Genomic DNA, 24537 nt, shown 5'->3' on the forward strand with positions numbered 1-24537 from the left:
AATGAAATACATCTCGACACGCGGGCAGGCGCCCGAGCTTACCTTCGAAGAGGCGATGCTGACCGGTCTGGCTCGCGACGGCGGCCTTTACCTGCCCGCCGAGATCCCGGTGATGGGCCAGGACGAGATCGCCGCGCTGGCGGGCCTGCACTATGAAGAGATCGCCTTTCGCGTGATGTGGCCCTATGTGAGCGGATCGTTTGCTGAGGACGAATTCCGGGGCATCATCGCCCGCGCATACGAAGGCTTTGGCCATGCCGCACGGGCGCCGCTGAAACAGCTCAACGAGAACCACTTCCTGTTGGAGCTGTTCCACGGGCCGACGCTGGCCTTCAAGGATTTCGCGATGCAGCTGATCGGCCAGCTGTTTCAGGCGGCACTGGCGCGGCGCGGCGAGACGGTGACCATCGTCGGCGCCACTTCGGGCGATACCGGCTCGGCCGCGATCGAGGCGTTCCGGGGGCTGGATGCGGTCAATGTCTTTATCCTGTTCCCGCATGGCCGCGTCAGCGAGGTGCAGCGCCGCCAGATGACCACGCCCGCCGACAGCAACGTGCACGCACTGGCGGTGGATGGTGATTTCGACGATTGCCAGGCGCGGGTCAAGGACATGTTCAACGACTTCGCTTTCCGCGACGGGGTGCGGCTGGCTGGTGTCAACTCGATCAATTTCGCGCGGGTTCTGGCTCAGGTGGTCTATTACTTCTCGGCGGCCACCAGCCTTGGCGCACCGCATCGCAAGGTCAGCTTCACCGTACCCACTGGCAATTTCGGCGATATTTTCGCGGGCTATATCGCCAAGCGGATGGGGTTGCCGATCGAACAGCTTGTGGTGGCCACCAACCAGAACGACATCCTGCACCGCTGTCTGTCGGGCGAGGGCTATTTCAAGGGCGAAACCATCCCTTCGATCAGCCCGTCGATGGATATTCAGGTCAGCTCCAACTTCGAACGCGCGCTGTATTACGCCTATGGCCAGGATGGTGCGGCGGTGTCGCAGCTGATGGACGAGCTGCAAAAGGGCGGGTTCCATGTCAGCCAGGGCGCGATGCAGGCCCTGCGTGAAAGTTTCACCTCGGGCCGCGCCTCGGAAGAAGAGACGCTGGCCACCATCAAGGCCACGCTGGCCTCGAGCGGCGAGCTGTTGTGCCCGCATTCGGCGGTGGGGGTGAAGGTCGCTGAAGAGGCCCGCAGGGCCGACGCGGCGCCGATGATCACGCTGGCCACCGCCCATCCGGCGAAATTCCCCGCCGCGGTGGAACAGGCCAGCGGTGTGTTTCCGCCTCTTCCCCCGCGCATGTCGGATCTGTATGAACGTCCGGAACGGGTGACCCGGATCGCAAACGAGCTGGCCGCCCTCCAGGATCATATCAGAAGGCATATCCCTGCGTGACAGTAAGACAGGACCAACTGGCCAACGGCTTTCGCATCGTCAGCGAGAACATGCCGGGCCTGCAATCGGCGGCAATCGGCATCTGGGTGACCGCAGGCGGGCGGCATGAACGGATCGATCAGAACGGCATCGCTCATTTCCTGGAACATATGGCGTTCAAGGGGACGGAGCGCCGCTCGGCGCTGCAAATCGCCGAAGCGATCGAGGATGTGGGCGGCTATATCAACGCCTATACCTCGCGCGAAGTGACCGCCTATTATGCCCGCGTCCTGAAAGAGGACGTGGCGCTGGCGCTCGACGTGATCGGCGATATCGTCCTCAACCCTGTCTTTGACCCCCGCGAGATCGAGGTCGAGCGCGGCGTGATCCTGCAAGAGATCGGCCAGGCGCATGACACGCCTGATGACGTGATCTTTGACTGGCTGCAGGAGGAAAGCTATCGCGACCAGCCGCTGGGCCGCACCATCCTGGGGCCGGCTGAGCGGGTCAGCGCCTTTTCCCGCGCCGATCTGTCGACCTTTGTGGCCGACAATTACGGGCCCGAGCAGATGATTCTGTCGGCCACCGGCGCCGTCGATCACGACCTGCTGGTCCGGCTGGCAGAAGAGATGTTCGGCCATCTCACCCCGCGCAAGGGCGCGCTGGCGGAACCTGCGCTGTTTACCGGCGGCGAAGCACGGCGGGAAAAGGCGTTGGAGCAGGCCCATTTCGCGCTGGCGCTCGAGGGGCCCGGCTATCGCGACGACGCCATCTATACCGCTCAGATCTACTCTTCGGCACTGGGGGGCGGCATGTCCTCGCGCCTGTTCCAAGAAGTGCGCGAAACGCGTGGCCTGTGTTACACGATCTTTGCACAGACCGGCGCCTATGCCGATACCGGCACCACCACCATCTATGCTGGGACCAGCGCGGGGCAGGTGGCCGAACTGGCGGGCATCACCATCGACGAGATGAAGCGCGCCGCCGAAGACATGACCGAGGCCGAAGTGGCCCGCGCCCGTGCCCAGATGAAGGCGGGCATGCTGATGGGGCTGGAAAGCCCGTCGAACCGGGCCGAACGGCTGGCGCGGCTTGTGCAGATCTGGGGCAAGGTGCCCTCGCTCGAGGATACGGTCGCACGAATCGACGCGGTGACCACCGCCGATGTCCGCGCCTTTGCCGAGCGGATGGCGGTCGAGGCGCCGGCGGCGCTGGCGCTCTATGGCCCGGTCTCGGCTGCACCCAACCTGGCGGAGCTGCAAGAGAGGCGCGCTGCCTGATGCTGCTGGGCCGCCGCAAGCTGACACTCGAAACCGAGCGGCTCAGCCTGCGTCTGCCGGCGCATTCCGACTATGCCGACTGGGCGGCGCTGCGGCGGGCTTCGCGTGACTATCTGATCCCGTGGGAGCCCAGCTGGGCCAGCGATCATCTCAGCCGCAAGAGTTTCACAAACCGGGTTTATTGGGCGCAGCGCTCGGTCTCCAGCGGCTCGGCGGTGCCCCTGTTCGTGTTCCGTCGCTCGGACGATGTGCTGGTTGGGGCGATCACGCTGGACAATATCCGCCGCGGTCCCGCCCAGGCGGGAACGCTGGGATACTGGACCGGGCAATGCTATGCCCGGCAGGGATATATGCGCGAGGCGATCGGCGCGGTGGTGCACCATGCGTTCTCCCGTCTCGACCTCAGCCGACTCGAAGCGGCCTGCCTGCCCGAGAATATGGCTTCGCGCGGGCTGCTGGAAAGCTCGGGCTTCAAATACGAAGGCGTGGCGCAGTCCTATCTTCAGATCAACGGGCGCTGGCGGACCCATGTACTCTATGCCTGCCTGCGCTCGGACCGGCGCGGCAAGACGGACGCGGGCTAGATAGGCGGTCTCGCTGCGTCGGGACCGTTCCGGAGCCGGTGTGTTTTCTAACGAACATGGATCAGAGGCGTGACTTGCCGCGATGATGCGCTACTATTCATGAAATGTGGTGGTTTCTACTGGCATTGACTTTACTTGCTGGCGGCGCGGCGGCGCAAGAGCGTCGCCCAAGCCACTGCATTGCCATCGCCGATGCCGCGCCCGGCATCGAGTATCTGCACAAGGCGGGCTGGCAGGATCCGGTGCCGGAGTATTCGGTGCGGATCAGCTATATCGCGCATGCGTCGTTTCTGATCCAGACGCCCGGCGGGCTGAACGCGGTCACCGATTTCACCGGGTTCATCGGCAGCGCCGACATGATCCCCGATATCGTGACCATGAACCACGCGCACGAGACCCATTGGACGCAATTCCCCGACCCGGCGATCCCGCATGTTCTGCAAGGCTGGGGTCCGTTCGGCGAGGGAATAGAACACTATCTCGATCTGGGTGAAATGCTGATCCGGAATGTCTCGACCGATATCCGTTCGGTCTATGGTGGGGTCGAGGAGCGCGGCAATTCGATCTTCGTGTTCGAGGTCGAGGGAATGTGCATTGGGCATCTGGGACACCTGCACCATGTTCCCGACGATGCGCAATTCGCTGCCCTTGGCCGGCTTGATGTGGTGATGGCCGCTGTTGATGGTGGCACGACCATGTCGCTGCCCGAGATGATCGCGGTGCTGCGGCGCCTGAAAAGCTCGGTCATCATCCCGATGCACTGGTTCTCGGGGCACTCGCTGGACCGCTTTCTTGCAGGCGTTCGAAACGATTTCGACATTCGCCGCGATGGCGTGTCCGAGATCGACATATCGCTGCGCTCGCTGCCCGACCGGCCCACGGTGGTGGTGCTTGAACCGCGCTACCTCGTCGATCTCGATTAGGGCTTGCCCGGTCCGCGCGCCTTGGGCATGGAAAGGGAATGATCCCGAATCCCGCCGATGAGAGTTTTGCCACCCACCTGCGCGGCCTTCTGCCCGCCGAGGTGTTTCGCCCGGTCGAGCCCCGCTATCTGGCCGAGCCGCGCGGGCGCTGGACCGGGCAGGCGGGCGTTCTGGCCTTGCCGCGTTCGACCGAGGAGGTGGCGACACTGATCCGGGCTGCATCGTCGCAGCGTGTGGCGGTGTTGCCTTATGGCGGCGGAACCGGGTTGGTGGGCGGACAGGTAATGCCCGACGGGCCCGCGCCGCTGGTCATCTCGCTGGAACGTATGAACCGGATACGCGGCGTCTATCCGCAAGAGAATGTGGTGGTGGCCGAAGCGGGCTGCATCCTGGCCGATCTTCAGTCTGCGGCAGCCGATGTGAACCGCCTGTTCCCGCTCTCGCTTGCCTCGGAAGGGTCCTGCCGGATCGGTGGCAATCTGGCCACCAATGCCGGCGGGGTGGGGGTGCTGCGCTATGGCAATGCGCGTGACCTGTGCCTGGGGCTTGAGGCGGTGTTGCCCAACGGCGAAATCTGGAACGGGCTGACCCGTCTGAGAAAGGACAATACCGGCTATGATTTGCGGAACCTGCTGATCGGTTCCGAGGGCACACTGGGTATCATCACCGCCGCCGCGCTGAAACTTTTTCCGGTGCCGAACTCGCTGGGCACCGCATTGCTTGCGGTGCGCGATCCGCAGGCCGCGTTGGACATTCTGGCATTGGCGCGTGGCCAGATCGGCGAGGGTATCAGCGCCTTTGAACTGATTCACCGCCAGAGTTACGACTTTCTGGCGGAGACCCTGCCGCATCTGCGCCAGCCGCTGGACCCGGTTCCGGAATGGAGTGTTCTGGTGGAGTTGGGCCTGTCGGGCGGTCTGGACGCGGTCACTGCGCTTGAGTCGCTGTTCGAGGTGGCGGTGGAGGCCGAGTTGGTCAGCGATGGCGTAGTGGCACAGAGCGAGGCGCAACGAGCCGCGCTCTGGAGCCTGCGTGAGCATATCCCAGAAGCAAATCGCCGGATCGGTTCGATCTCCAGCCATGACGTATCGCTGCCGCTGTCGGAACTTCCAGAGTTCATCCGCCGCGGGAAAGAGCTGGTTGCCGCAGCGGGATCATACCGCATCAACTGCTTTGGTCACCTCGGAGACGGGAATCTGCACTACAACCTGTTTCCACCAAAGGGACGGAACCGGTCGGATTATGCGGATCAGGCCACTGGCCTCAAGAGACTGGTGCATGACCTCGTGCATGAGCACGGCGGTTCTGTCAGTGCCGAGCACGGCATCGGACGGTTTAAGACCGGAGATTTACAGCGCTATAGCGATCCGGCGAAACTGGCTGCGATGCGCGCGATCAAGACAGCGCTCGATCCCGAAGGGATCATGAACCCCGGTGCAGTCCTCACCATCTGAAACGGCATATATGGTGGCAAGCGGTTGCAACCGGACCTCTTGGCAATGAAAAACCGGGATTTGCGTGGGCATCGCGAGGGCAAGCCAAGCTGTCACAACAAAACATATGCGAGAAATATGATTTTTCTATGAATGTTCCCAGCAATGCGGAACAATGTACGTGTTAAGGGAGGACACGAAAATGAAACATCTTTTTCTGGCAGCAGCTCTGGCCGTTTCAACAGCAAGCGGAACCTGGGCCGAAGGCAAGACGCACTACGTCGCTGTTCATGTGGACGAGAATGATCCGCAGGTCATGAACATGGCGCTCAACAACGTTGCAAATGTCACCAAGCACTATGAAAGTGTCGGTGACACGGTTTTTGTAGAGGTCGTGGCCTACGGCCCGGGCCTTAACATGTACATTCCCGGCAAAAGTCCGGTTGCGGACCGCATCTCGACCATGAGCCTGGAAATGGAGAACCTTACTTTCGCGGCGTGCGGCAACACCAAGACTAAGATGAGCAAGAAGGCCGGTCACGAGATCGAATTGATGGCTGAGGCGACGATCGTTCCTTCGGGTGTTGTCCGGCTCATCGAGCTGCAAGAGCAGGGCTACGCCTACGTACGCCCGTAATGGGAATACGGGGCCGGTTCCACCGGCCCCGCATCTGCGGGTTATCCTTTCGGCAGGATAACCTTGTCGATCACGTGAATGACGCCGTTGCTGGCTTCGATATCCGCTGCAGATACGGTCGCATCGTTCACCATCACTCCGTTATCCAGGTCGATGGTCACAGCACCACCCTGAACGGTGGTTGCGGTCATGTCGTCGCTCAGATCTGTCGACATCACCTTTCCCGGAACCACGTGATAGGTGAGGACGGCGATCAACTGATCCTTGTTTTCCGGTTTCAGCAAGTTCTCAACCGTCCCTGCGGGCAGCGCGGCAAAGGCTTCGTCCGTCGGGGCGAAGACCGTGAAGGGGCCATCCCCTTTCAGCGTGTCCACAAGACCGGCGGCCTGAACCGCGGCCACAAGTGTCGAGAACGAACCCGCGCCGACTGCGGTATCGACGATGTCCTTGGAACTACCGCCTGCGACGGCTGAGGTGGCAAAGAGAAGGGCAGTTGCGGTCGTGAGTGCAGACTTTCGAAACATTTGGTATCTCCTTCGGTTTGCTGCCAATGTTGGCATCGAAGTCGATTACGCGCAGCTTGAGGCCATGGATTTCCGGGAATTGGTGGCCGGCCTTCTTGACGGAAAGAGAGGAAAACCTAAGCTCGGGTCCTTTGTAAAAGCCAATCACGATTTTGCGATGTTTCGTGATCAAAGGCCGTCGAATTCGCAAAGGGCGTGCACATCCATGCCCATCGCTTCCAGCACCTTGCGGCCACCCAGGTCAGGCAGGTCAATGATGAAGGCACAAGAGACGATCTCGCCGCCCAGCCGTTCGACCAGCTTGATTCCGGCCGCCGCAGTTCCGCCGGTCGCCAGCAGGTCATCTACCAGAAGCACCTTCTCGCCAGGTTGGATCGCATCGTCGTGGATCTCGACAATGGCCTCGCCGTATTCCAGTTTATAGTCTTGGCTGATCGTGGTTCCGGGCAGCTTGCCTTTTTTGCGGATCGGTACGAAACCAACGCTCAGTTGGTGCGCGATTGCACCGCCGAGAATGAAACCGCGCGCCTCGAGCCCCACCACTTTGTCGATCCGCTCGCCGGCATAGGGGTGCAGCATTTGGTCGATCGCCATGCGAAAACCGCGTGGATCGGCAAACAGCGTGGTCACATCCCGAAACAGGATCCCTTCATGGGGAAAATCGACGATTGTGCGGATGTAATCCTGAACCGATTTCGTTCTGGACATGTGGCCCCCGGAAAAACAGCGTTTCCTGCGGTTTGGCGCATGAAACGCGTGGACGCAAGGGGGAGGGGTGACTTGTGTCGTCCCGGAGCGGGGGCGTCGTCAGGTCTTGGTCCTGAGGCTACCAAAGGATCGGTAGAGCGCTGCCGGCAACCAGGACAGGTGCGGTTTCACCCAGTCGCGGCGATCCTGTATGAGCAGCGATTGTGCGGTGTGCAGGTTCATTGCATTTGCCTCCGTTATGTTGCTACGGTTGAAGTGCATCGACATGTTCTATGCTTTGTATATACAAAGCATATGCAGATTTTCAACCACACAGGTAGGTTTGTGGGCAAGAAAGACGGAAAAAACGCCTCCAGAAAGGATGCGCAGCTGGTTTTGCGGCTCGACAAGAACGAGCGGGACGCGTTTGTGGACAAGTGCAAGGCGCTCGACACCAGCGCCGCGCGCGAGATACGCCGCTTCATCCGCGAGTTCATGAAGGCGCATTCGGACGATTAGGCGGGACGCCGAAGCAGAGCTGTGGCAATACCCATACCCATCAGGGTTATTCCGCCCGTGCGGGTCAGTCCGGCAATGACCGAAGGCCGGTCGATCCAGCGGCGCAGATGGTCTGCCAGCAGCGCATAGGCAAGCGCATTCAGCCCTGCCAGTCCTACAAAGGTTGCGATCAGGATGGCGAATTGTGGGATCAAGGGGGCTTCGGGGCGCAGAAACTGCGGCACGAAAGCGATGAAGAAGGCGATGGATTTCGGGTTCAGCGCGGTGACAGCGGCGGTATGGGCAAAGACAGAGCCTGCGCTGACATCCTGAGAGACACGCATCTGCGCCAGCCCGGCGCTGCCCGCGCTGCGAAACAGGCGATAACCCAGCCACAGAAGATAGGCGGCGCCGACCCATTTCAGGACTGTAAACAGCGTGGCCGAGGCCAGCACCAATGCGCCGAGCCCGGCGAGAGAGGCGCTCATAGCGATCAGATCGCCCAGAGCCACCCCCGTGGCCGAGGCAACCGCCACACCGCGTCCCTTGGACAGCGCATAGCTCAAGACCAGCAGCACAGTGGGGCCGGGGATCAGCAGAAGGGCGGTCGAGGCGGCCACAAAGGCCAGCCAGAGATCGAGGGGCATTGGGATCTCCGTACGGTAACTGGATGCAGCAGTCAGCCTGCTTATCTGCTCAGCGTCAAGCGCCTGTTCGCGCTCACAACATCCGGCCCGCGACGGCGTCGAGTTTTGCAAGCAGGGCCGGGTCGCGCGCCTCGGGTGCGGTCAGGATGGCATGGTCCAGCGCCCGGTCGCAGCCATGCGGGCAGGGTGCGCGCGCGTCGCCCAAGAGGGCGGGCAGGCCCTTGACCATAGCGCGCGCCTTGTCGGCATTGCCCATCAGGGTGGCGATGATCTGGGTCACGTCGACCTCGCCATGATCGGGATGCCAGCTGTCGTAATCGGTGACCATCGCGACGGAGGCATAACAAAGCTCGGCCTCGCGGGCGAGTTTCGCCTCGGGCATGTTGGTCATGCCGATCACATCGGCGCCCCAGTGTTCGCGATACATCTTCGATTCAGCCAGGGTCGAGAATTGCGGCCCCTCCATCGCCAGATAGGTGCCGCCGCGATGCACGGTGACGCCGGCGGCACGGGCAGAGGTCTCGCAGGCATCCGACAGGCGCGGGCAGGTGGGATGGGCAACGCTCACATGGGCGACGCAGCCGGTGCCAAAGAAACTCTTCTCTCGCGCAAAGGTGCGGTCGATGAACTGATCGACGATCACGAAATGCCCCGGTGCCATCGCCTCGCGGAACGACCCGCAGGCGGAAACCGAGATCACGTCGGTGACGCCCAGCCGTTTCAGCGCGTCGATATTGGCGCGATAGGGGACCTCGGTCGGGGAATGCACGTGACCCCGCCCATGCCGGGGCAGAAAGGCCATCTCGACCCCGTCGAGCCGCCCGGTCAGGATCTGGTCCGAAGGCGCCCCCCAAGGCGTCTCGACGGTGACCCATTCCGCCGCGTCCAACCCGTCGATGTCATAGATGCCCGAGCCGCCGATCACGGCGATCTTGGTGTTGCGCATGTCTCTGGCCTTTTCCTGTTGCGGGCGTTTCGCGTCCGAGTTGTGCGGATTCCGGCGCGCATTTCAAGGGTGGGGCTTATCCGCCCCGAGGGGCGTCTTCGCCGGTCAGGCCGCGCTGGCCGGACTGATCTAGAAAGTCCTGCCAGGCCGCTTCGAACAGATCGAGCGGCCAGGCGCGATCCTGCGCCTTTCCGTGGCGGTCTCGGAAGGTAAAGCGAAAGCTTTCGCCCTGTCGCATCGCTGCGATAAGGGTCTCGGCGCTGCCCTCAGAGAAGGCGCAGCCGAGCCCGGTCAGGCAGCCGGGCCAGTTGCTGTGCCAAAGCCGTTCTCCAGCCCTCTTGATCCGGATGCCGCCGGGCGCAAACAGCGTACCCGGCTCGATGCCGATTTCGACCGCAAAGCCCGTATCCTCGGGCGTGACAAAGAGATATTGCGCGGCGAATTCGGGATGTGGCGAGAACACGTCCACGTGCCGCAGATAGCAGCGTTGTACCAATTGCCCCTGCTCGACCCGCTCGTCGCACATCGAGTCCCAGATGCCGATCAGCCGGTGATGGGTGACCCGCCAGTTGCCGGCGGTATCGTTGCCCTGCATGTCCTGGGCATGTGCGGGCAGGGCGATCAGGGCGGAGAGCAGCAAGGGGATAAAGGGACGCATGCCAGACAGGTGGGCAGAGGCCGCGCCGGGTGCAACTCACGTTGCCGCGAGCGAAAGTCATGCATGCGACGCATAGCCGCTACCCGTGCTGCGCCATGGCCGTAGGGGTGGCGATTCGTTACAAGGCCCGGAACGCGAACTCCCCATCAGGACCTGACCCATGCCCCGTGCCTTCCTGGCAAGTGTTGCCAATCGTCTCGCCATTCCCGACCTGCGCTGGATGCCGGACGAGCCGCTGACCGCCTCGCGGCTCAGGATCGAGCTGTTGTCGGGGCTGACCGTGGCACTGGCGCTGGTGCCCGAGGCGGTGGCCTTTGCCTTTGTCGCCGGGGTGCATCCGCTGGTCGGGCTTTATGCGGCCTTTCTGGTCGGGCTGATCACCGCGCTGATCGGTGGGCGGCCGGGCATGATCTCGGGTGCGACCGGGGCGCTGGCGGTGGTGATGGTGGCGCTGGTGGCACAGCACGGGGTGGAATACCTGTTTGCGACCGTGGTGCTGATGGGCCTTTTGCAGCTGGTCGCCGGGGTCATGCAATGGGGCAAGTTCATCCGGCTGGTGCCGCATCCGGTCATGCTGGGCTTTGTCAACGGGCTGGCGATTGTGATCTTTCTGGCGCAGATGGGCCAGTTCAAGGTGCCCGGCAGCATGGAAAACACCGGCCACGGGCTGGGCGGCGGCGAATGGCTGTCCGGCGGACCGCTGATGTTGATGCTGGCGCTGGTGGCACTGACGATGGTGGTGATCTGGATCATGCCGCGGGTGACGCGTGTGATCCCTGCGCCACTGGCGGGTATCGCCGTGGTTGCGGCGCTGGTGATCGGCGCCGGGCTGGATGTGCCGCGGGTTGGCGACATGGCCTCGATCGAGGGCGGCTTGCCGCAATTCCATATCCCGATGGTGCCGCTCAATTGGGAAACGCTGGAAATCATCCTGCCCTATGCGGTGATCCTCGCCGCGATCGGGCTGATCGAGTCGCTACTGACCCTGAACCTGGTGGGCGACATCACCGGTAAACGGGGTGGTGCCAGCCAGGAATGCATCGCCCAGGGCGCGGCCAATGTGGTGACCGGCTTCTTTGGCGGCATGGGTGGCTGCGCGATGATCGGCCAGTCGATGATCAACGTGAAATCCGGGGGCAGGACCCGCGTGGCGGGGATCGCGGCGGCGCTGTTTCTGCTGTTGTTCATCCTGGTGGGCGCACCGCTGATCGAGCAGATCCCGCTGGCCGCGCTCGTCGGCGTGATGTTCATGGTGGTGATCGGAACCTTTGCCTGGAACTCGCTGATGATCCTCCGCAAGGTGCCGCTGACCGATGCTTTCGTCACCGTTCTGGTCACCGTGGTCACGGTGATGGAGGACCTCGCGGTTGCGGTAGTGGTGGGGGTGATCGTCTCGGCGCTGGCCTATGCCTGGAACAACGCCAAGCGCATCCATGCGGTCACGCGCGAATCCCATACCGCCAAGGGCGCCAAGGTTTATGAAATCCAGGGGCCGCTGTTCTTTGGTTCGACCGACGGGTTCGTGGAGCTTTTCGAGGTCGAGGAGGACCCCGACACCGTGATCGTCGATTTCAAGGAGAGCCGGGTTGTCGACCAGTCGGCACTGCAGGCAATCGAGGCGGTGGCACTGAAATACGAGGCGGCGGGCAAGCAGGTGATGCTGCGGCATCTGAGCCGCGATTGCCACCAGCTTTTGAACAAGGCCGGGCATCTGATGGTCGACAGCGATGATGACCCCGATTACGGGCTGGCGGTGGACTATTCGGTGCGGACCGGCATCCTGGGCGGCCATTGAGCCGTTGCCAAGCGGTGCGCGCCTGATGGCGCGCGCTCTGTCTGTGCCGCACCTTTCGGTGCGGGATGCGAGGCGCTGCCTCGCGCTCCGGAGTATTTCGAACCAGAAAGAAGCCCCAGAGGCCGAATTTAAGGGCTCAGGCGGGCAAGATGATCGATATCGCCCGAGAGCAGCGCCGGTTCGGCCTGGGCGATGCGGTCTGCTGGCCAGTCCCACCAGGCGAGTGTCTGCAGCGTGGCAATGGTGTCTGGATCGAAGCGGAAGCGGATAACTCGGCCCGGATTTCCGGAGACCACCGCGTAAGCGGGTACCGTGCCGCGCACCACAGCGCCCGCGCCGATGACGGCGCCGTTGCCGATCCGGGCGCCGGGCAGGATCATCGCGCCATAGCCGATCCAGACATCGTGGCCGATCACCGTATCACGGCGGTCCGGCTGGTAGGAGGCCATTTGTGCCGGGTCGAAGACCGGGAAGGGAAAGCAGGTGATCCCGTCCTGAGCATGATTGGCCGAGGCGGTGATGAAGCGCACCCCGTGGGCGATCTGGCAGAAGCGCCCAAGTGTCAGTGTCTCGGCAGAGGTTGCGAACAGATAGGGGGCCAGCCGCGCCGCCCAATCCGCCGGCGGATCGAAATCCGAGGCATAGCTGTAGTCTCCGGCGTGGAACCGGGGATGGTCGATCACCCGGTTCAGGAACACGGTGCCGATATGGTCCGTGCCGTCGGGCAACGTGATCGGGTAGCGGCGACCGGGGTCCGGAAGGGTCATCTGTCGTCCGGGCGCGCAAGCGTGAAGAGGTCGCGCACGACGGTATAGTCGCGATAGCCAAGCCGGGCGAGCGGCTGATAGGTGGTGACGTCGAAAATCCCGTCCTTAAGGCAATCATCGCGCATGTGGATACCGGTCACCTCGCCGAACACCACCCGATTGGACTCGCCGGGCAGGGTCACGATCTGCGTCAGCTTGCATTCCAGCGCGGCGGGCGCCCCGGCGATGCGGGCGCAAGCGATCGTTTCGCACTCGACCGGTGTCAGCCCGGCATGGGCGAATTCATCCACTTCGCGCGGAAGTGTCTCCGATGTCGCGTTCATCGCGTCTCTCATCGCGTATTCGACGATGTTGACGCAGAAGACGCCCGTCGCCTCGATATTGGCGACGGTGTCCTTGGTGTTGTCCTGGTCGGGCTTGCTGCCCGTGGTCGAAAACATCACCTGAGGCGGGACATAGGCGGCACCATTGAAGAAGCTGTAGGGGGCAAGGTTGTTGGTGCCATCCGCAGCGCGGGTGGATATCCAGCCGATGGGGCGCGGCGTGATGATGGCATTGAACGGGTTGTGCGGCAGGCCGTGCCCGTCTTCGGGTCGATAGAACATGTCTCTTTGATCTCCAATCATTTGCCCTAGGGGTAACGAAGTGATAGGGCGATTTCCACCCGAAGGGAGAGGCAGGAAGACAGGTGATCGAGGTCAAGCCGGAAACACCGGACGATTGGTGGGAGGTCGAGGCGCTTTATGACCTGTGTTTTGCACCGGGCAGGACGGCGCTGTCCTCTTACCGGCTGCGCGATGATGTGCCGCCGGTGGCGGGCCTGTCCCTGGTCGCGCGCGACAGCGATGGCACGCTGGCTGGTGCGATACGGTTCTGGCCGGTGCATGTGGGCGATAGCGACGCGCTGCTCTTGGGCCCCGTGGCCGTCCACCCCACCCACCAGGGCGAGGGACTGGGCGGGTTCCTGATCCAGGAAGGGCTGGAAGCCGGCCGCGAATGTGGTTGGGCGCGGGTAATGCTGGTGGGAGATGCCCCCTATTACAGCCGCTTCGGATTTGCCCGGCTGGATGGGGTCGAGATGCCGCCGCCGACCAACCCCGACCGGGTGCTGGGGCTGGAGCTGGTGCCCGGCGCCTGGGCCGGAGTTACGGGTCGTGTCACCCGCTGGACCCGTTGAAATCGCACGAGGCGATGCCGATCTTTGACTAACAGAGGAGGCATGCGCCATGCAGGATATCGTAATCGTTGCCCCGGTGGATGCCGAGGCCGAGCTGGAGGCGCTGGCGAGACGCTATCGTGCGGCGGGCGGCACCGGGATCCGGTTGCTGAACGCGCTGGGCGGGCAGGCAGAAGGGCTGCTTGACCGGCTGCCGCATCAGGTGCGCACCGGTCTGACCGAGGCGACCGAGCGCGCGCTGGTGCTGGCGATGCGTGCCGCACAAGGCTCGCGCTTGGCGGTGCCGGGACAGAGCGCGCGTACCAACATGATCTGGACCACCGCCATGGGCGCCGCCGGTGGCATGGGTGGGTTGCCTTCGGCGCTGGTCGAATTGCCAGCGACCACCACGGTTCTTTTGCGCGCGATACAGGATGTGGCCGCCGAACACGGGTTCGATCCCGCCGCCGAGAACGTGCAGTTCGACTGTATCCGGGTCTTTGCCGCCGCTGGCCCGTTGTCGACGGATGACGGCGCCGATCTGGGTTTTGTCTCGCTGCGGCTAACGCTGACCGGTGGGGCCTTGCACAAGATGATCTCGGCCGTGGCACCGCGACTTGCGACAGCGTTGGGGCAAAAGTTGGCGGCGCAATCGGTGCCGGTGCTGGGCGCGGTTGCCGGGGCATCGGTGAACTATGTCTATACCCGCTATTACCAGCAGATCGCGCATGTGCATTTCGGCCTCAGGCGGCTGGCAGTGGACGCGGATATTCCCCATGACGAACTGGTTACGCGCCTGTCGGACAAAATGGCGCTGAGCGACCGGATGTAACCGCAGTTTTACAATTCTGCCGTTAACTGGCGTCAATCCGCGCGACCACGCGGACAGGACGGAGCGCGATGAACGCAAAGCTCGACAAGACAGTGACGATGCAAAGGGCGCAGGCGCTGCCCCGGCTGCAATATGGCGCGCTATGCTACCGGTTTGACGGGGACACGCCCATGGTGCTGTTGATCACCTCGCGTGGAACGGGGCGCTGGATTCTGCCCAAGGGCTGGCCGATGCCCGGCCTAGACGGAGCCGCCACCGCCGCACGCGAGGCGTGGGAGGAGGCGGGCGTCGTAGGGCAAGTCTCTCCGGTCCGGCTGGGGGCTTACCACTATGTCAAGCTGCTCGACAAACGGCGCGAGGTTCCCTGCAAGGTCGAGATCCATCCGCTCTGCGTTGCGCGGCTGGAGGATGAATTCCCCGAAACGGGCCAGCGGCAGCGGGTCTGGTTTACCGCGACCGAGGCGGCCCGGAAGGTTGATGAACCGGAGCTGAAACAGCTGCTCGGGACACTCGATCCGATGGCGCTGCGCCGGTTGTGCCCGACGGCCACAGGGCCGCACTCCACTTGATCTTGCGGGATATGTGGATATCTACTGGGCGGACCGCAACGGAATGGCCAGATGATTCAGTATTCTCTGAAATGCAGCGCCGGGCACAGCTTTGACAGCTGGTTCCAATCGGCTGCCGCCTTTGAAAAACTGGCGGCGACCGGAATGGTCGCGTGCTCGGTCTGTGGCGGGACCGAGGTCGAAAAGGCGATCATGAGCCCCCGTGTCACCTCGGTCCGGTCCAACAAGGACGCCCGCCCGCTGACCGCGCCTGCAACACCCGCCGAACAGGCACTGGCCGAGATCCGGCGCAAGATCGAGGCGAATTCCGACTATGTGGGCCGGGATTTCGCAACCGAGGCGCGCCGGATGCATCTGGGCGAGGTTCCGGAACGGGCGATCTATGGCGAGGCCAAGATGGAAGAGGCCAAGGCTCTACTTGAGGACGGTATTCCCGTCGCGCCGCTGCCATTCCTGCCGAACCGAAAGGCGAATTGACATGCATGTACTGATCACCGGCGGCAACCGCGGGATCGGGCGGGAACTGGCCGCACAGTATCGCGCGGCGGGGCATAATGTCTCTGCAACCGCGCGCGACGGCAGCGCAGACATTGCGCTCGACGTGACCGATCCGGCCCAGCATCGCGCCATGGCCGAGGTGTTGGCGGGGCGTCCGGTCGACCTGCTGATCTGCAATGCAGGCGTCTATCTGGACAAGGGGCTGTCGCTGGAGGGCTACACCGCGCAGGTCTGGACCGACAGCTTTGCCGCCAATGTCACCGGCGTGTTTCTGACCGTTCAGGCGCTGCTCCCCAATATCAGGGCCGCCGGCGGCAAGATTGCAATCATCTCTTCGCAGATGGCCTCGCATACCCGTGCGCCGGGCGGCAGCTATGCCTATCGCGCGTCCAAGGCGGCGGTGCTGAACCTGGGCCGCAATCTAGCCGCCGACCTGGCGCCCGAAGGCATCGTCGTGGGCATCTATCATCCGGGCTGGGTCCGTACCGACATGGGCGGGCAGGGCGGCGATATCGACGTTGCCGAGGCGGCGGGCGGCCTGATCGAGCGCTTTGCCGAGCTATCGCCCGAGACGACGGGATGTTTCGAAACCTGGGACGGGCGCGCGCACCCTTATTGAGATGCGACCGCGGCCGCCGGCAGTTCGAACACCTCGCCTGGTGCGATGAAAATCCGCAGCGTATCGCCGGTGGTTTCCGAGCTGACGGGAGAGGGCGAGCTGCTGGAAACCGGTTTGCCATTCTCGAAATAGATGTTGCGAACCGTCCCGCCGGGGAGGATGACGGCCAATGTGGCGGTACCATCCTCCTTGCGGCGCAACTCTGCCGGGCAATCTGACAGGGCCTGACCACCCGTCGCGCAGGGAACCGTTCCCAACGCGTTTTGTCCGTCGGTCCCGGATACGGTGGCGGCAAACGCCACAGGCGATGACAGGATGAGGCTGACGGCGAGAATGGTGGCGCGCATGGTCGTTCCTTGCTGGCTACAGGCTATGCAACGCTCGCATTCCGGCCCGGATCTGTAAAGCCCGCAACCCGCCTTGCGGCCCTGCGTCAAATCGGTGCGGCCCCAATGCCCTCTTGCTCTTGTACCCCCCCTCGCATAAGAGGCTCGGGACATTTTTCCACAGGCGCGGAGACCTAGCCCCCATGCCAACGCTCGTGATGAAATTCGGCGGCACTTCGGTCGCCAATCTCGACCGTATCCGCCGCGCGGCCAAGCGCGTGGGCGTTGAAGTGGCCAAGGGCTATGACGTGATCGTCATCGTCTCGGCCATGGCCGGCAAGACCAATGAACTGGTGGGCTGGGTCAACGAGACCTCGCCGTTGTTCGATGCACGCGAATATGACGCAGTTGTGTCGTCGGGCGAGAACATCACTGCCGGCCTGATGGCGCTGACGCTGCAAGAGATGGATATCCCTGCGCGCAGCTGGCAGGGCTGGCAGGTGCCGCTGATGACCAATAGCGCCCATAGCCAGGCCCGGATCGAAGATATCCCGCCGCACAATATCAACCAGAAATTCGCCGAAGGCATGAAGGTCGCGGTGGTCGCCGGGTTCCAGGGCGTCAGCCCCGAGGGCCGTATCACCACGCTGGGCCGGGGCGGGTCGGACACCACCGCCGTTGCCTTTGCCGCCGCCTTCGAGGCAGAGCGCTGCGACATTTATACCGATGTGGATGGCGTCTATACCACCGATCCGCGCATCTGCACCAAGGCGCGCAAGCTGGAAAAGATCTCGTTCGAGGAAATGCTCGAACTGGCCTCGCTGGGGGCCAAGGTGCTGCAAACCCGCTCGGTCGAACTCGCCATGCGGTACAAGGTCAAACTGCGTGTCCTCTCCAGTTTCGAGGAACAATCCGACACCGCCGGTACGCTGGTTGTCGATGAGGAGGAAATCATGGAATCCAATGTAGTCTCCGGCGTCGCCTATTCCCGTGACGAGGCCAAGATGACCGTTGTCTCGGTCCAGGACCGTCCCGGCGTTGCGGCCACTATCTTCAACGCGCTCAGCGAGGGCGGCGTGAACGTGGACATGATCGTGCAGAACGTGTCCGAGGAGGGTATCACCGACATGACCTTCTCGTGCCCCACCGACCAGGTGGCGCGCGCGGAAAAGGCCATGAACGCGGTCAAGGGCGCGGGCGAGCTGGAATTCGAGGACCTGCTGGTCGACTATGACGTCTGCAAGGTGTCGGTCGTCGGCATCGGCATGCGCAGCCAGTCGGGCGTGGCCGCCAAGATGTTCAAGATACTCTCGGATGAGGGGATCAACATCAAGGTGATTACAACCTCTGAGATCAAGATTTCCGTACTGATCGACCGGAAATACATGGAACTTGCCGTGCAGGCGCTGCATGATGCGTTTGAACTGGACAAGGCGGCCTGATCCAACCGGAACCGGGCACGCCTGACCCTGCAACCGCACGAGGGCCCATGGCGGACGGAACCGAAAGCGAATCCCGCAAGCTGCTGGGGCGGCTGCGCGAGGCGATGGCGACGGACGAGGCCGGACAGGCCCGTCTGGATCGCATCACGCATCTGATCGCCGACAGCATGGGGACCGAGGTCTGCTCGATCTACCTGTTCCGCGATGTCGACACGCTGGAACTGTGCGCCACCGAGGGGTTGAAGCCCGAGTCGGTGCACCAGACCCGGATGCGGCTGGGCGAGGGGCTGGTCGGCCGCGTCGCCAAGTCCGGCAAGGTGGTCAACACGCCCGATGCGCCCTCGGCCAAGGGGTTCCGCTACATGCCCGAGACGGGAGAGGAACGCTATTCCTCCTTCCTGGGCATCCCCGTGCAGCGGCTTGGTGAAAAGCTGGGCGTTCTGGTGGTGCAGTCGCGCGACGCGCGCGAGTTTTCCGCCGACGAGGTCTATGCGCTGGAAGTGGTGGCCATGGTGCTGGCCGAGATGGCCGAGCTGGGTGCCTTTGTCGGCGAGGGCGCGGCGCTGTCACCGCTGCATCAGAAATCGGCCATGTTCAAGGGCGGCACCGGTCAGGAAGGCGCGGCCGAGGGCCATGTCTGGCTGCACGAACCTCGTGTGGTGATCACCAACCCGATCGCCGACGATCCCCATCGCGAGATGGAGCGCCTGAACGAGGCTGTGGACGAGTTGCGCGTCGGCGTCGACAAGATGCTGGAGATGTCGCAGAACGGCGACAAGGAACAGTTGCAGGTTCTGGAAGCATACCGGATGTTCGCCAATTCCAAGGGCTGGATGCGCCGGATGGAAGAGGATATCGCCCGCGGCCTCAGCGCCGAGGCAGCGGTGGAAAAGGAACAGTCTCTGGCCCGCGCTCGCATGGGGCAGGTACAGGATTCCTATCTGCGCGAGCGGTTGGCCGATCTCGATGACCTGTCGAACCGCCTGCTGCGCATCCTGACCGGTCAGGGCAAACAGACCGGTGCCGAACTGCCGCCCGATCCAATCCTGGTGGCACGCAATATCGGGCCGGGCGACCTGCTGGAATATGGCCGCTCGCTCAAGGGGGTTGTGCTCGAAGAAGGCTCGGTCGGCAGCCATGCGGCCATCGTGGCACGGGCACTGGCGATCCCGCTGGTCGTGCATGCCGAGCGGATCACGACCGAGGCGCTGAACGGAGACCAGATCCTGGTCGATGGCGATCAGGGGGTGGTGCATCTGCGCCCCGAGGAGAGTGTGGTCAGTGCCTTTCGCGACAAGATCGCGATGCAGGCGGATGCACAGGCGCGCTATGCCTCGATCCGGGAAACCCCCGCCATCACAAAGGACGGACAGCATATCAATCTGGTGATGAACGCAGGCCTGATGGCGGATCTGCCCTCGCTCGAAAGTTCGGGCGCCGAGGGGGTGGGGCTGTTTCGGACCGAGCTGCAATTTCTGGTGCGCAACCAGATGCCGAAACGCTCGGAGCTGGTGGCGCTCTACTCCCGCGTTCTCGACGCGGCCAAGGGCAAGCGGGTTGTGTTCCGCACGCTCGATATCGGGTCCGACAAGGTGCTGCCCTATATGAAGCCCACGGACGAGCCGAACCCGGCGCTGGGCTGGCGCGCGATCCGGGTGGGGCTGGACAAGCCCGGGGTGATGCGGATGCAGTTGCAGGCGCTGATCCGGGCCGCCAACGGGCGCGCGCTGACCATCATGTTCCCCTTTGTCGCCCAGGCCGAGGAATACCACGCCGCTCGCGCCGAGGTGGACAAGACCATTGCCCGCGAAAAGGTGCTGGGGCATCCGCTTCCGGAAACGCTTGAAATCGGCGCGATGCTCGAGACCCCCTCGCTGGCCTTTGCGCCGCAGAAGTTCTTTGACGATGTCGGATTTCTGTCCATCGGCGGCAACGACCTGAAGCAGTTCTTCTTTGCTGCCGACCGCGAGAACGAACGCGTGCGCCGGCGTTATGACACGCTCAACAGCAGTTTTCTCAGCCTAATCGAACGGATTGTCGAACGATGCGGCATCTCTGGGACGCCGCTCAGTTTTTGCGGTGAGGATGCCGGGCGACCCATTGAGGCGATCTGTCTGGCGGCCATGGGTATCCGCACTCTGTCGATGCGCCCTGCTTCAATTGGACCTGTCAAGAGCTTGCTTTTGCGCACGGATCTGGGCGAGCTGCGCAAGATCATCACGGATGCCCGCCACCGCGGTGTTCAATCCGTGCGTCCTGCGGTGATGGACTGGCTTAGCCAGAATCCTTGATCTTCCCCGATGCCGGATCTGTGTCGGTGCCCGCATGGGCCGGGTGCGATTTTGTCTGTTGGTTACAGCAAATCTATGCTGGCCCTTGGCCCGTTCGAGTAGCGCCCTGGGTGAATTGAGAGCGAGAACTGTGGATAAGTCTGTCTGCGTTTTTGCTGAAAAAATTGATGAATCATGATGAATTTGGTTGTCCATTGTGGGCATTTGGCGAAAAAAGATATTATTTATGATATTTGACGTATTAGGCCTCAGTTCCATCCACAAGTCTGTTGCAGACAGGAATCCGCTGGATGACATGCTCTGGCGTACCTCCGCAGATCGTTTTCTGGCAGCAAGCCTGGTTCACCTCACTTTTGGTCGCGCGGATATCAGGTGCTATGCGATTTCTTCGTTGAATCCGGGCGTAGTGGTCTCAAATGCTGAACCGCTACATAAGCATTCATGTCTAACTATCTATGATAAAGTTTATTTTCGATATCACCCACAGAGTTCTCCACAGCCGAAAGCAGAAGTTAAATGGGTCTGAAACCCTGTTTTCATAGAGGTTATTTCGTCCGATGGTGAGCAGTTGTGTCACAGATATCCACAATCGTTTCTCGCCTTGCTCGTCTCCGCTTGTTGAGGGTGGGCCGGATCAGGGCCGTTACAGAAAACTGTTTTATGTCAGGATGGGCTTGATATTTTGCGGGGTATCCGTAAAGAGGACGACGAATTGTTAGCGTTAACATTTGTGATGTCCCGGCCCGGAGCCCGGCGTGGATACGCAAAAGAGCCGTTGCAAAGGAGACAGCATGGTATCCCGTGTCATTCCGGTCAGTGCCTTCGATCTGGTTCTGTTCGGGGCCACCGGCGATCTTGCCCGCCGCAAGATTTTGCCAGCGCTCTTTCATCGCTATGAAGTGGGACAAATGCCCGAGGAGGCGCGGATTATCGGTTCGGCTCGTACCGAGCTGACCACCGAGGCCTTTCGCGCCGAGGTGCGTCAGGCGATCGAGGAATTTACCCCGGACACCCCGACCCGCACCGAGGTGCTCGGACGGTTCCTGCAAAAGCTCGACTATGTGGCGGTGGATGCGCTCGGCGAGGATGGCTGGCAGGCGCTTGCAGCCATGTTGCGCGCGGATGCGGTGCGGGCCTTCTACCTTTCGGTCGGACCGTCCCTGTTTGCCGGCATCGCACGGCAGCTTGAGAGCCACGGCATGGCCACGCCCGAGGCGCGGATCGTGGTCGAAAAGCCCTTTGGGCGCGATCTGGAAACCGCGCGCGCTCTGAATGCCGGTCTGAGGGTCTGTTTCGAGGAACATCAGATCTATCGGATCGACCATTACCTCGGCAAGGAGACCGTGCAGAACCTGATGGCGCTGCGCTTTGCCAACTCGCTGTTCGAACCGCTGTGGAACGCGACTCATATCGACCATGTACAGATCACGGTGGCCGAAAGCATCGGGGTCGAGGGGCGCGAGGCTTATTATGATCAGTCGGGTGCCATGCGGGACATGGTGCAGAACCATCTGGTGCAGCTCCTTTGTCTGACCGCGATGGAGCCTCCATCGAAATTCACCCCCAACGCGGTGCGCGACGAAAAGGTCAAGGTGATCGAGGCGCTTGATCCGGTGCCGCCGGGCGACATCGCCCGGGGGCAATATCGCGCCGACGAGGGCAGCGATGGCTATCTCGATCATGTGGGCGATCCCCAGAGCCGCACCGAGAGTTTCATTGCGCTCAGGGTTCATGTGGCCAACTGGCGCTGGGCCGGGGTGCCGTTCTATCTGCGCACCGGCAAGAAGCTGAGGGCGCGGGTGTCGGAAATCGTGGTGCAGTTCCGCGATCCGCCACATTCGATCTTTCCCAATGTGGGGCCGATCCACGGCAACAAGCTGATCATCCGGTTGCAACCGGACGAGGGCATTACCCTGCGCACCACGATCAAGGATCCGGGGCCGGGCGGGTTCCGGTTGGCCGAGGTGCCGCTGGACATGAGCTTTGCCGAGGCGCTGGGTGGAGATACCCGGGCACAGGACGCCTATGAGCGTTTGGTGATGGACGTGATCCGGGGTGACCAGACCCTGTTCATGCGGGGCGACGAGGCCGAGGCCGCCTGGGCCTGGGTGGATCCCATCATTGCCGAATGGGAAAGAAACCGCGACCGGCCCTATCCTTATGATCAGGGCAGTTCGGGTCCGGAAGAGGCGCTGATGCTGCTGCATCGTGATGGCCGCCGCTGGCGGCAGATCGGAGGATGACCATGGTACATGCGACCATAGCCGAGGTGACGGCCCGGATCGTGGCGCGCAGCGCTGAAACGCGTGGCGCCTATCTGGCCCGGATCGACGCGGCCCGCGACCAGGGTCCGGCGCGGGCGCATCTCAGCTGTTCGGGACAGGCACATGCCTATGCCGGTGCGGGGGCGGATCAACATGCGTTGGCCACCGGCTCGGCCGGGCATCTGGGCATCGTCACCAGCTATAACGACATGCTCTCGGCGCATCAGCCGTTCGAGCGCTACCCGGATGTGTTGCGCCAGGCCGCCCGCTCTGTCGGCGGCACCGCGCAAGTTGCGGGTGGGGTTCCCGCCATGTGCGACGGTGTCACCCAGGGCGCGCCTGGAATGGAACTGTCGCTGTTCTCGCGCGACGTGATCGCGATGGCGGCGGGTGTTGCGCTCAGCCACAACACCTTTGATGCGGCGGTGTTCCTGGGCGTCTGCGACAAGATCGTACCGGGGTTGGTGATCGCGGCGCAAAGCTTTGGCCACCTGCCGGCGGTCTTCGTGCCGGCAGGACCAATGACCAGCGGCCTTCCCAATGACGAAAAGGCCAAGGTGCGGCAGCGCTTTGCCAAGGGCGAGGTGGGCCACGCCGAGTTGATGGCGGCCGAGATGGCCGCCTATCATGGGCCGGGCACCTGCACCTTTTACGGCACCGCCAACACCAACCAGATGCTGATGGAGTTCATGGGGTTGCACCTGCCGGGCGCCAGTTTCGTGCCGCCGAACACCGGTCTGCGCGAGGCGCTGACCGCGGAGGCGGCGCGGCGGTCACTCAGCCTGTCGGCGCTGGGCAGCAACTATGCCCCGGTGGGGCATGTGTTGGATGAACGCGCCTATGTGAACGGCATTGTCGGGCTGATGGCGACCGGTGGCTCAACCAACCTGCTCATTCATCTGGTTGCCATGGCGCGGGCGGGAGGCATCCTGCTCGACTGGCAGGACTTTGCCGAGATCTCGGCGGTGGTGCCGCTGATCGCACGGGTCTATCCCAACGGGCTGGCCGACGTGAACCATTTCCACGCGGCGGGGGGGCTGGGCTATACCATCCATACCCTGCTCGAGGCGGGGTTCCTGCATCCCGACACGCTGACCGTAGCGGGCCGGGGGCTGGAGCTCTATACACAGGAGCCCAAGCTGCGGGATGGGGTGCTGAACTGGGAGGCCGGAACGCAAACCAGCCTCAACGACAAGATCCTGCGCCCGGTCTCTGACCCGTTTCAGGCGACCGGTGGGTTGTCGCGGCTTTCGGGGTCGCTGGGTACGGCGGTGATGAAGGTCTCGGCCGTGGCGCCGGAACATCGGGTGGTCGAGGCGCCGGTTCGCGTGTTTCATGGCCAGGACGAGGTCAAGGCTGCTTTCAAAGCCGGTCAGCTGACCGGCGACATGGTGGTGGTGGTCCGCTTTCAGGGGCCCAAGGCCAATGGCATGCCCGAGCTGCACTCGCTGACGCCGATCCTGTCAATCCTGCAAGGGCGCGGGCAAAAGGTGGCGCTGGTGACCGACGGGCGCATGTCGGGCGCCTCGGGCAAGGTTCCGGCCGCAATCCACGTGGTGCCCGAGGCGCTGGAGGGTGGTCCCATCGCGCGGCTGCGCGACGGCGACCTGTTGCGGGTCGATGCCGAGGCGGGCGTGCTTGATATCCTGACCGAGGGCGTGCTGGCGCGCGCTCCGGTCACGGCCGACCTCTCGGGCAATCAGTTCGGTACCGGGCGAGACCTGTTTGCTGCCTTCCGCGCGGCGGTCGGTTCGGCCGATACCGGCGCCAGCGTTTTTGGAGGATAGCG

26 protein-coding genes are annotated in these 24537 nt (G+C 63.0%); 17 read left to right on the forward strand and 9 right to left on the reverse strand.

What is annotated here, in order from left to right:
* Position 1 precedes the first annotated feature (1 nt).
* The 6 genes from thrC (at position 2) to AC2FL1_RS04680 (ending at position 6229) form a co-directional block, all read left to right on the forward strand.
* Positions 2 to 1393 carry a threonine synthase gene (gene thrC / locus AC2FL1_RS04655; RefSeq protein ID WP_496828323.1) on the forward strand — a complete coding sequence of 464 codons (1392 nt, stop codon included), beginning with the start codon at positions 2 to 4 and terminating at the stop codon, positions 1391 to 1393.
* Positions 1390 to 2652 carry a M16 family metallopeptidase gene (locus AC2FL1_RS04660; protein ID WP_496876134.1) on the forward strand — a complete coding sequence of 421 codons (1263 nt, stop codon included), beginning with the start codon at positions 1390 to 1392 and terminating at the stop codon, positions 2650 to 2652. Before thrC ends, AC2FL1_RS04660 begins: the two co-directional genes overlap by 4 nt.
* On the forward strand, positions 2652 to 3236 hold the full coding sequence (locus AC2FL1_RS04665) for a GNAT family N-acetyltransferase (RefSeq protein ID WP_234139631.1): 585 nt from the start codon (positions 2652 to 2654) through the stop codon (positions 3234 to 3236). The genes AC2FL1_RS04660 and AC2FL1_RS04665 overlap by 1 nt, the downstream gene beginning before the upstream one ends.
* Positions 3237 to 3340: 104 nt before the next feature.
* Complete coding sequence (locus tag AC2FL1_RS04670; protein WP_496876135.1) at positions 3341 to 4159, forward strand: MBL fold metallo-hydrolase; 819 nt, start codon at positions 3341 to 3343, stop codon at positions 4157 to 4159.
* Between the two features lie 38 nt (positions 4160 to 4197).
* On the forward strand, positions 4198 to 5613 hold the full coding sequence (locus AC2FL1_RS04675) for an FAD-binding oxidoreductase (RefSeq protein WP_496876136.1): 1416 nt from the start codon (positions 4198 to 4200) through the stop codon (positions 5611 to 5613).
* Positions 5614 to 5794: 181 nt separating this feature from the next.
* On the forward strand, positions 5795 to 6229 hold the full coding sequence (locus AC2FL1_RS04680) for a DsrE family protein (RefSeq protein WP_496876137.1): 435 nt from the start codon (positions 5795 to 5797) through the stop codon (positions 6227 to 6229).
* A gap of 41 nt (positions 6230 to 6270) precedes the next feature.
* Here AC2FL1_RS04680 and AC2FL1_RS04685 read toward each other — a convergent pair whose 3' ends face one another.
* From AC2FL1_RS04685 to AC2FL1_RS04695, 3 genes are all read right to left on the reverse strand, one after another.
* Positions 6271 to 6753, reverse strand: a complete 483-nt coding sequence (locus AC2FL1_RS04685) for a fasciclin domain-containing protein (protein WP_496876138.1) — start codon at positions 6751 to 6753, stop codon at positions 6271 to 6273.
* Positions 6754 to 6921: 168 nt separating this feature from the next.
* Positions 6922 to 7461 carry an adenine phosphoribosyltransferase gene (locus tag AC2FL1_RS04690; protein ID WP_496828310.1) on the reverse strand — a complete coding sequence of 180 codons (540 nt, stop codon included), beginning with the start codon at positions 7459 to 7461 and terminating at the stop codon, positions 6922 to 6924.
* A gap of 99 nt (positions 7462 to 7560) precedes the next feature.
* Positions 7561 to 7683: a hypothetical protein gene (locus AC2FL1_RS04695; protein WP_275671094.1), complete on the reverse strand. Its 123-nt coding sequence runs from the start codon at positions 7681 to 7683 to the stop codon at positions 7561 to 7563.
* A 102-nt stretch (positions 7684 to 7785) separates the two neighbouring features.
* Between AC2FL1_RS04695 and AC2FL1_RS04700 the strand changes: the two genes are divergently transcribed.
* Positions 7786 to 7959 carry a hypothetical protein gene (locus tag AC2FL1_RS04700; RefSeq protein ID WP_496876139.1) on the forward strand — a complete coding sequence of 58 codons (174 nt, stop codon included), beginning with the start codon at positions 7786 to 7788 and terminating at the stop codon, positions 7957 to 7959.
* Here AC2FL1_RS04700 and AC2FL1_RS04705 read toward each other — a convergent pair.
* From AC2FL1_RS04705 to AC2FL1_RS04715, 3 genes are all read right to left on the reverse strand, one after another.
* A complete protein-coding gene (locus tag AC2FL1_RS04705) occupies positions 7956 to 8585 on the reverse strand; it encodes a LysE family translocator (RefSeq protein ID WP_496828304.1) in 630 nt (209 codons plus the stop codon). The genes AC2FL1_RS04700 and AC2FL1_RS04705 overlap by 4 nt on opposite strands.
* Positions 8586 to 8658: 73 nt before the next feature.
* Positions 8659 to 9531, reverse strand: a complete 873-nt coding sequence (locus tag AC2FL1_RS04710) for an S-methyl-5'-thioadenosine phosphorylase (protein WP_496828302.1) — start codon at positions 9529 to 9531, stop codon at positions 8659 to 8661.
* Between the two features lie 76 nt (positions 9532 to 9607).
* Positions 9608 to 10189, reverse strand: coding sequence for a hypothetical protein (locus AC2FL1_RS04715; protein ID WP_496876140.1), 582 nt, complete (start codon positions 10187 to 10189; stop codon positions 9608 to 9610).
* Between the two features lie 160 nt (positions 10190 to 10349).
* Here AC2FL1_RS04715 and AC2FL1_RS04720 point away from each other — a divergent pair, with 160 nt between their 5' ends.
* The gene (locus AC2FL1_RS04720) at positions 10350 to 11984 is read left to right on the forward strand and encodes a SulP family inorganic anion transporter (RefSeq protein ID WP_496876141.1); all 1635 of its coding nucleotides are present in this window, start codon (positions 10350 to 10352) and stop codon (positions 11982 to 11984) included.
* Between the two features lie 128 nt (positions 11985 to 12112).
* Here AC2FL1_RS04720 and AC2FL1_RS04725 read toward each other — a convergent pair whose 3' ends face one another.
* Both AC2FL1_RS04725 and AC2FL1_RS04730 read right to left on the reverse strand, forming a co-directional pair.
* Complete coding sequence (locus tag AC2FL1_RS04725; RefSeq protein WP_496828296.1) at positions 12113 to 12751, reverse strand: CatB-related O-acetyltransferase; 639 nt, start codon at positions 12749 to 12751, stop codon at positions 12113 to 12115.
* Entirely contained in the window at positions 12748 to 13356 is a 609-nt protein-coding gene (locus AC2FL1_RS04730) for a flavin reductase family protein (protein ID WP_496876142.1), read from the reverse strand. The genes AC2FL1_RS04725 and AC2FL1_RS04730 overlap by 4 nt, the downstream gene beginning before the upstream one ends.
* Before the next feature lie 83 nt (positions 13357 to 13439).
* Between AC2FL1_RS04730 and AC2FL1_RS04735 the strand changes: the two genes are divergently transcribed.
* From AC2FL1_RS04735 to AC2FL1_RS04755, 5 genes are all read left to right on the forward strand, one after another.
* Positions 13440 to 13928 (forward strand): GNAT family N-acetyltransferase, encoded by a 489-nt coding sequence (locus AC2FL1_RS04735; RefSeq protein ID WP_496876143.1) that lies wholly within the window; start codon positions 13440 to 13442, stop codon positions 13926 to 13928.
* Between the two features lie 49 nt (positions 13929 to 13977).
* Complete coding sequence (locus tag AC2FL1_RS04740; RefSeq protein WP_496876144.1) at positions 13978 to 14739, forward strand: EcsC family protein; 762 nt, start codon at positions 13978 to 13980, stop codon at positions 14737 to 14739.
* 68 nt (positions 14740 to 14807) lie between these two features.
* On the forward strand, positions 14808 to 15308 hold the full coding sequence (locus AC2FL1_RS04745; RefSeq protein ID WP_496876145.1) for an NUDIX hydrolase: 501 nt from the start codon (positions 14808 to 14810) through the stop codon (positions 15306 to 15308).
* Between the two features lie 51 nt (positions 15309 to 15359).
* Positions 15360 to 15785 (forward strand): DUF1178 family protein, encoded by a 426-nt coding sequence (locus AC2FL1_RS04750; protein ID WP_496828286.1) that lies wholly within the window; start codon positions 15360 to 15362, stop codon positions 15783 to 15785.
* Position 15786: 1 nt separating this feature from the next.
* Positions 15787 to 16425, forward strand: coding sequence for an SDR family oxidoreductase (locus tag AC2FL1_RS04755; RefSeq protein WP_496876146.1), 639 nt, complete (start codon positions 15787 to 15789; stop codon positions 16423 to 16425).
* Here AC2FL1_RS04755 and AC2FL1_RS04760 read toward each other — a convergent pair.
* The gene (locus AC2FL1_RS04760; protein ID WP_496828282.1) at positions 16419 to 16772 is read right to left on the reverse strand and encodes a hypothetical protein; all 354 of its coding nucleotides are present in this window, start codon (positions 16770 to 16772) and stop codon (positions 16419 to 16421) included. The two genes, AC2FL1_RS04755 and AC2FL1_RS04760, sit on opposite strands and share 7 nt — an antisense overlap.
* 182 nt (positions 16773 to 16954) lie before the next feature.
* Here AC2FL1_RS04760 and AC2FL1_RS04765 point away from each other — a divergent pair, with 182 nt between their 5' ends.
* The 4 genes from AC2FL1_RS04765 (at position 16955) to edd (ending at position 24535) form a co-directional block, all read left to right on the forward strand.
* The gene (locus AC2FL1_RS04765) at positions 16955 to 18193 is read left to right on the forward strand and encodes an aspartate kinase (RefSeq protein WP_496828280.1); all 1239 of its coding nucleotides are present in this window, start codon (positions 16955 to 16957) and stop codon (positions 18191 to 18193) included.
* A 47-nt stretch (positions 18194 to 18240) separates the two neighbouring features.
* Entirely contained in the window at positions 18241 to 20484 is a 2244-nt protein-coding gene (gene ptsP / locus AC2FL1_RS04770; RefSeq protein WP_496828278.1) for a phosphoenolpyruvate--protein phosphotransferase, read from the forward strand.
* 791 nt (positions 20485 to 21275) lie between these two features.
* Complete coding sequence (zwf, locus tag AC2FL1_RS04775) at positions 21276 to 22727, forward strand: glucose-6-phosphate dehydrogenase (protein WP_496828276.1); 1452 nt, start codon at positions 21276 to 21278, stop codon at positions 22725 to 22727.
* 2 nt (positions 22728 to 22729) lie between these two features.
* On the forward strand, positions 22730 to 24535 hold the full coding sequence (gene edd, locus AC2FL1_RS04780) for a phosphogluconate dehydratase (RefSeq protein WP_496876147.1): 1806 nt from the start codon (positions 22730 to 22732) through the stop codon (positions 24533 to 24535).
* The last annotated feature ends 2 nt before the right edge of the window (positions 24536 to 24537 follow it).

Source organism: Ruegeria sp. YKSF070 (genome assembly GCF_059612725.1).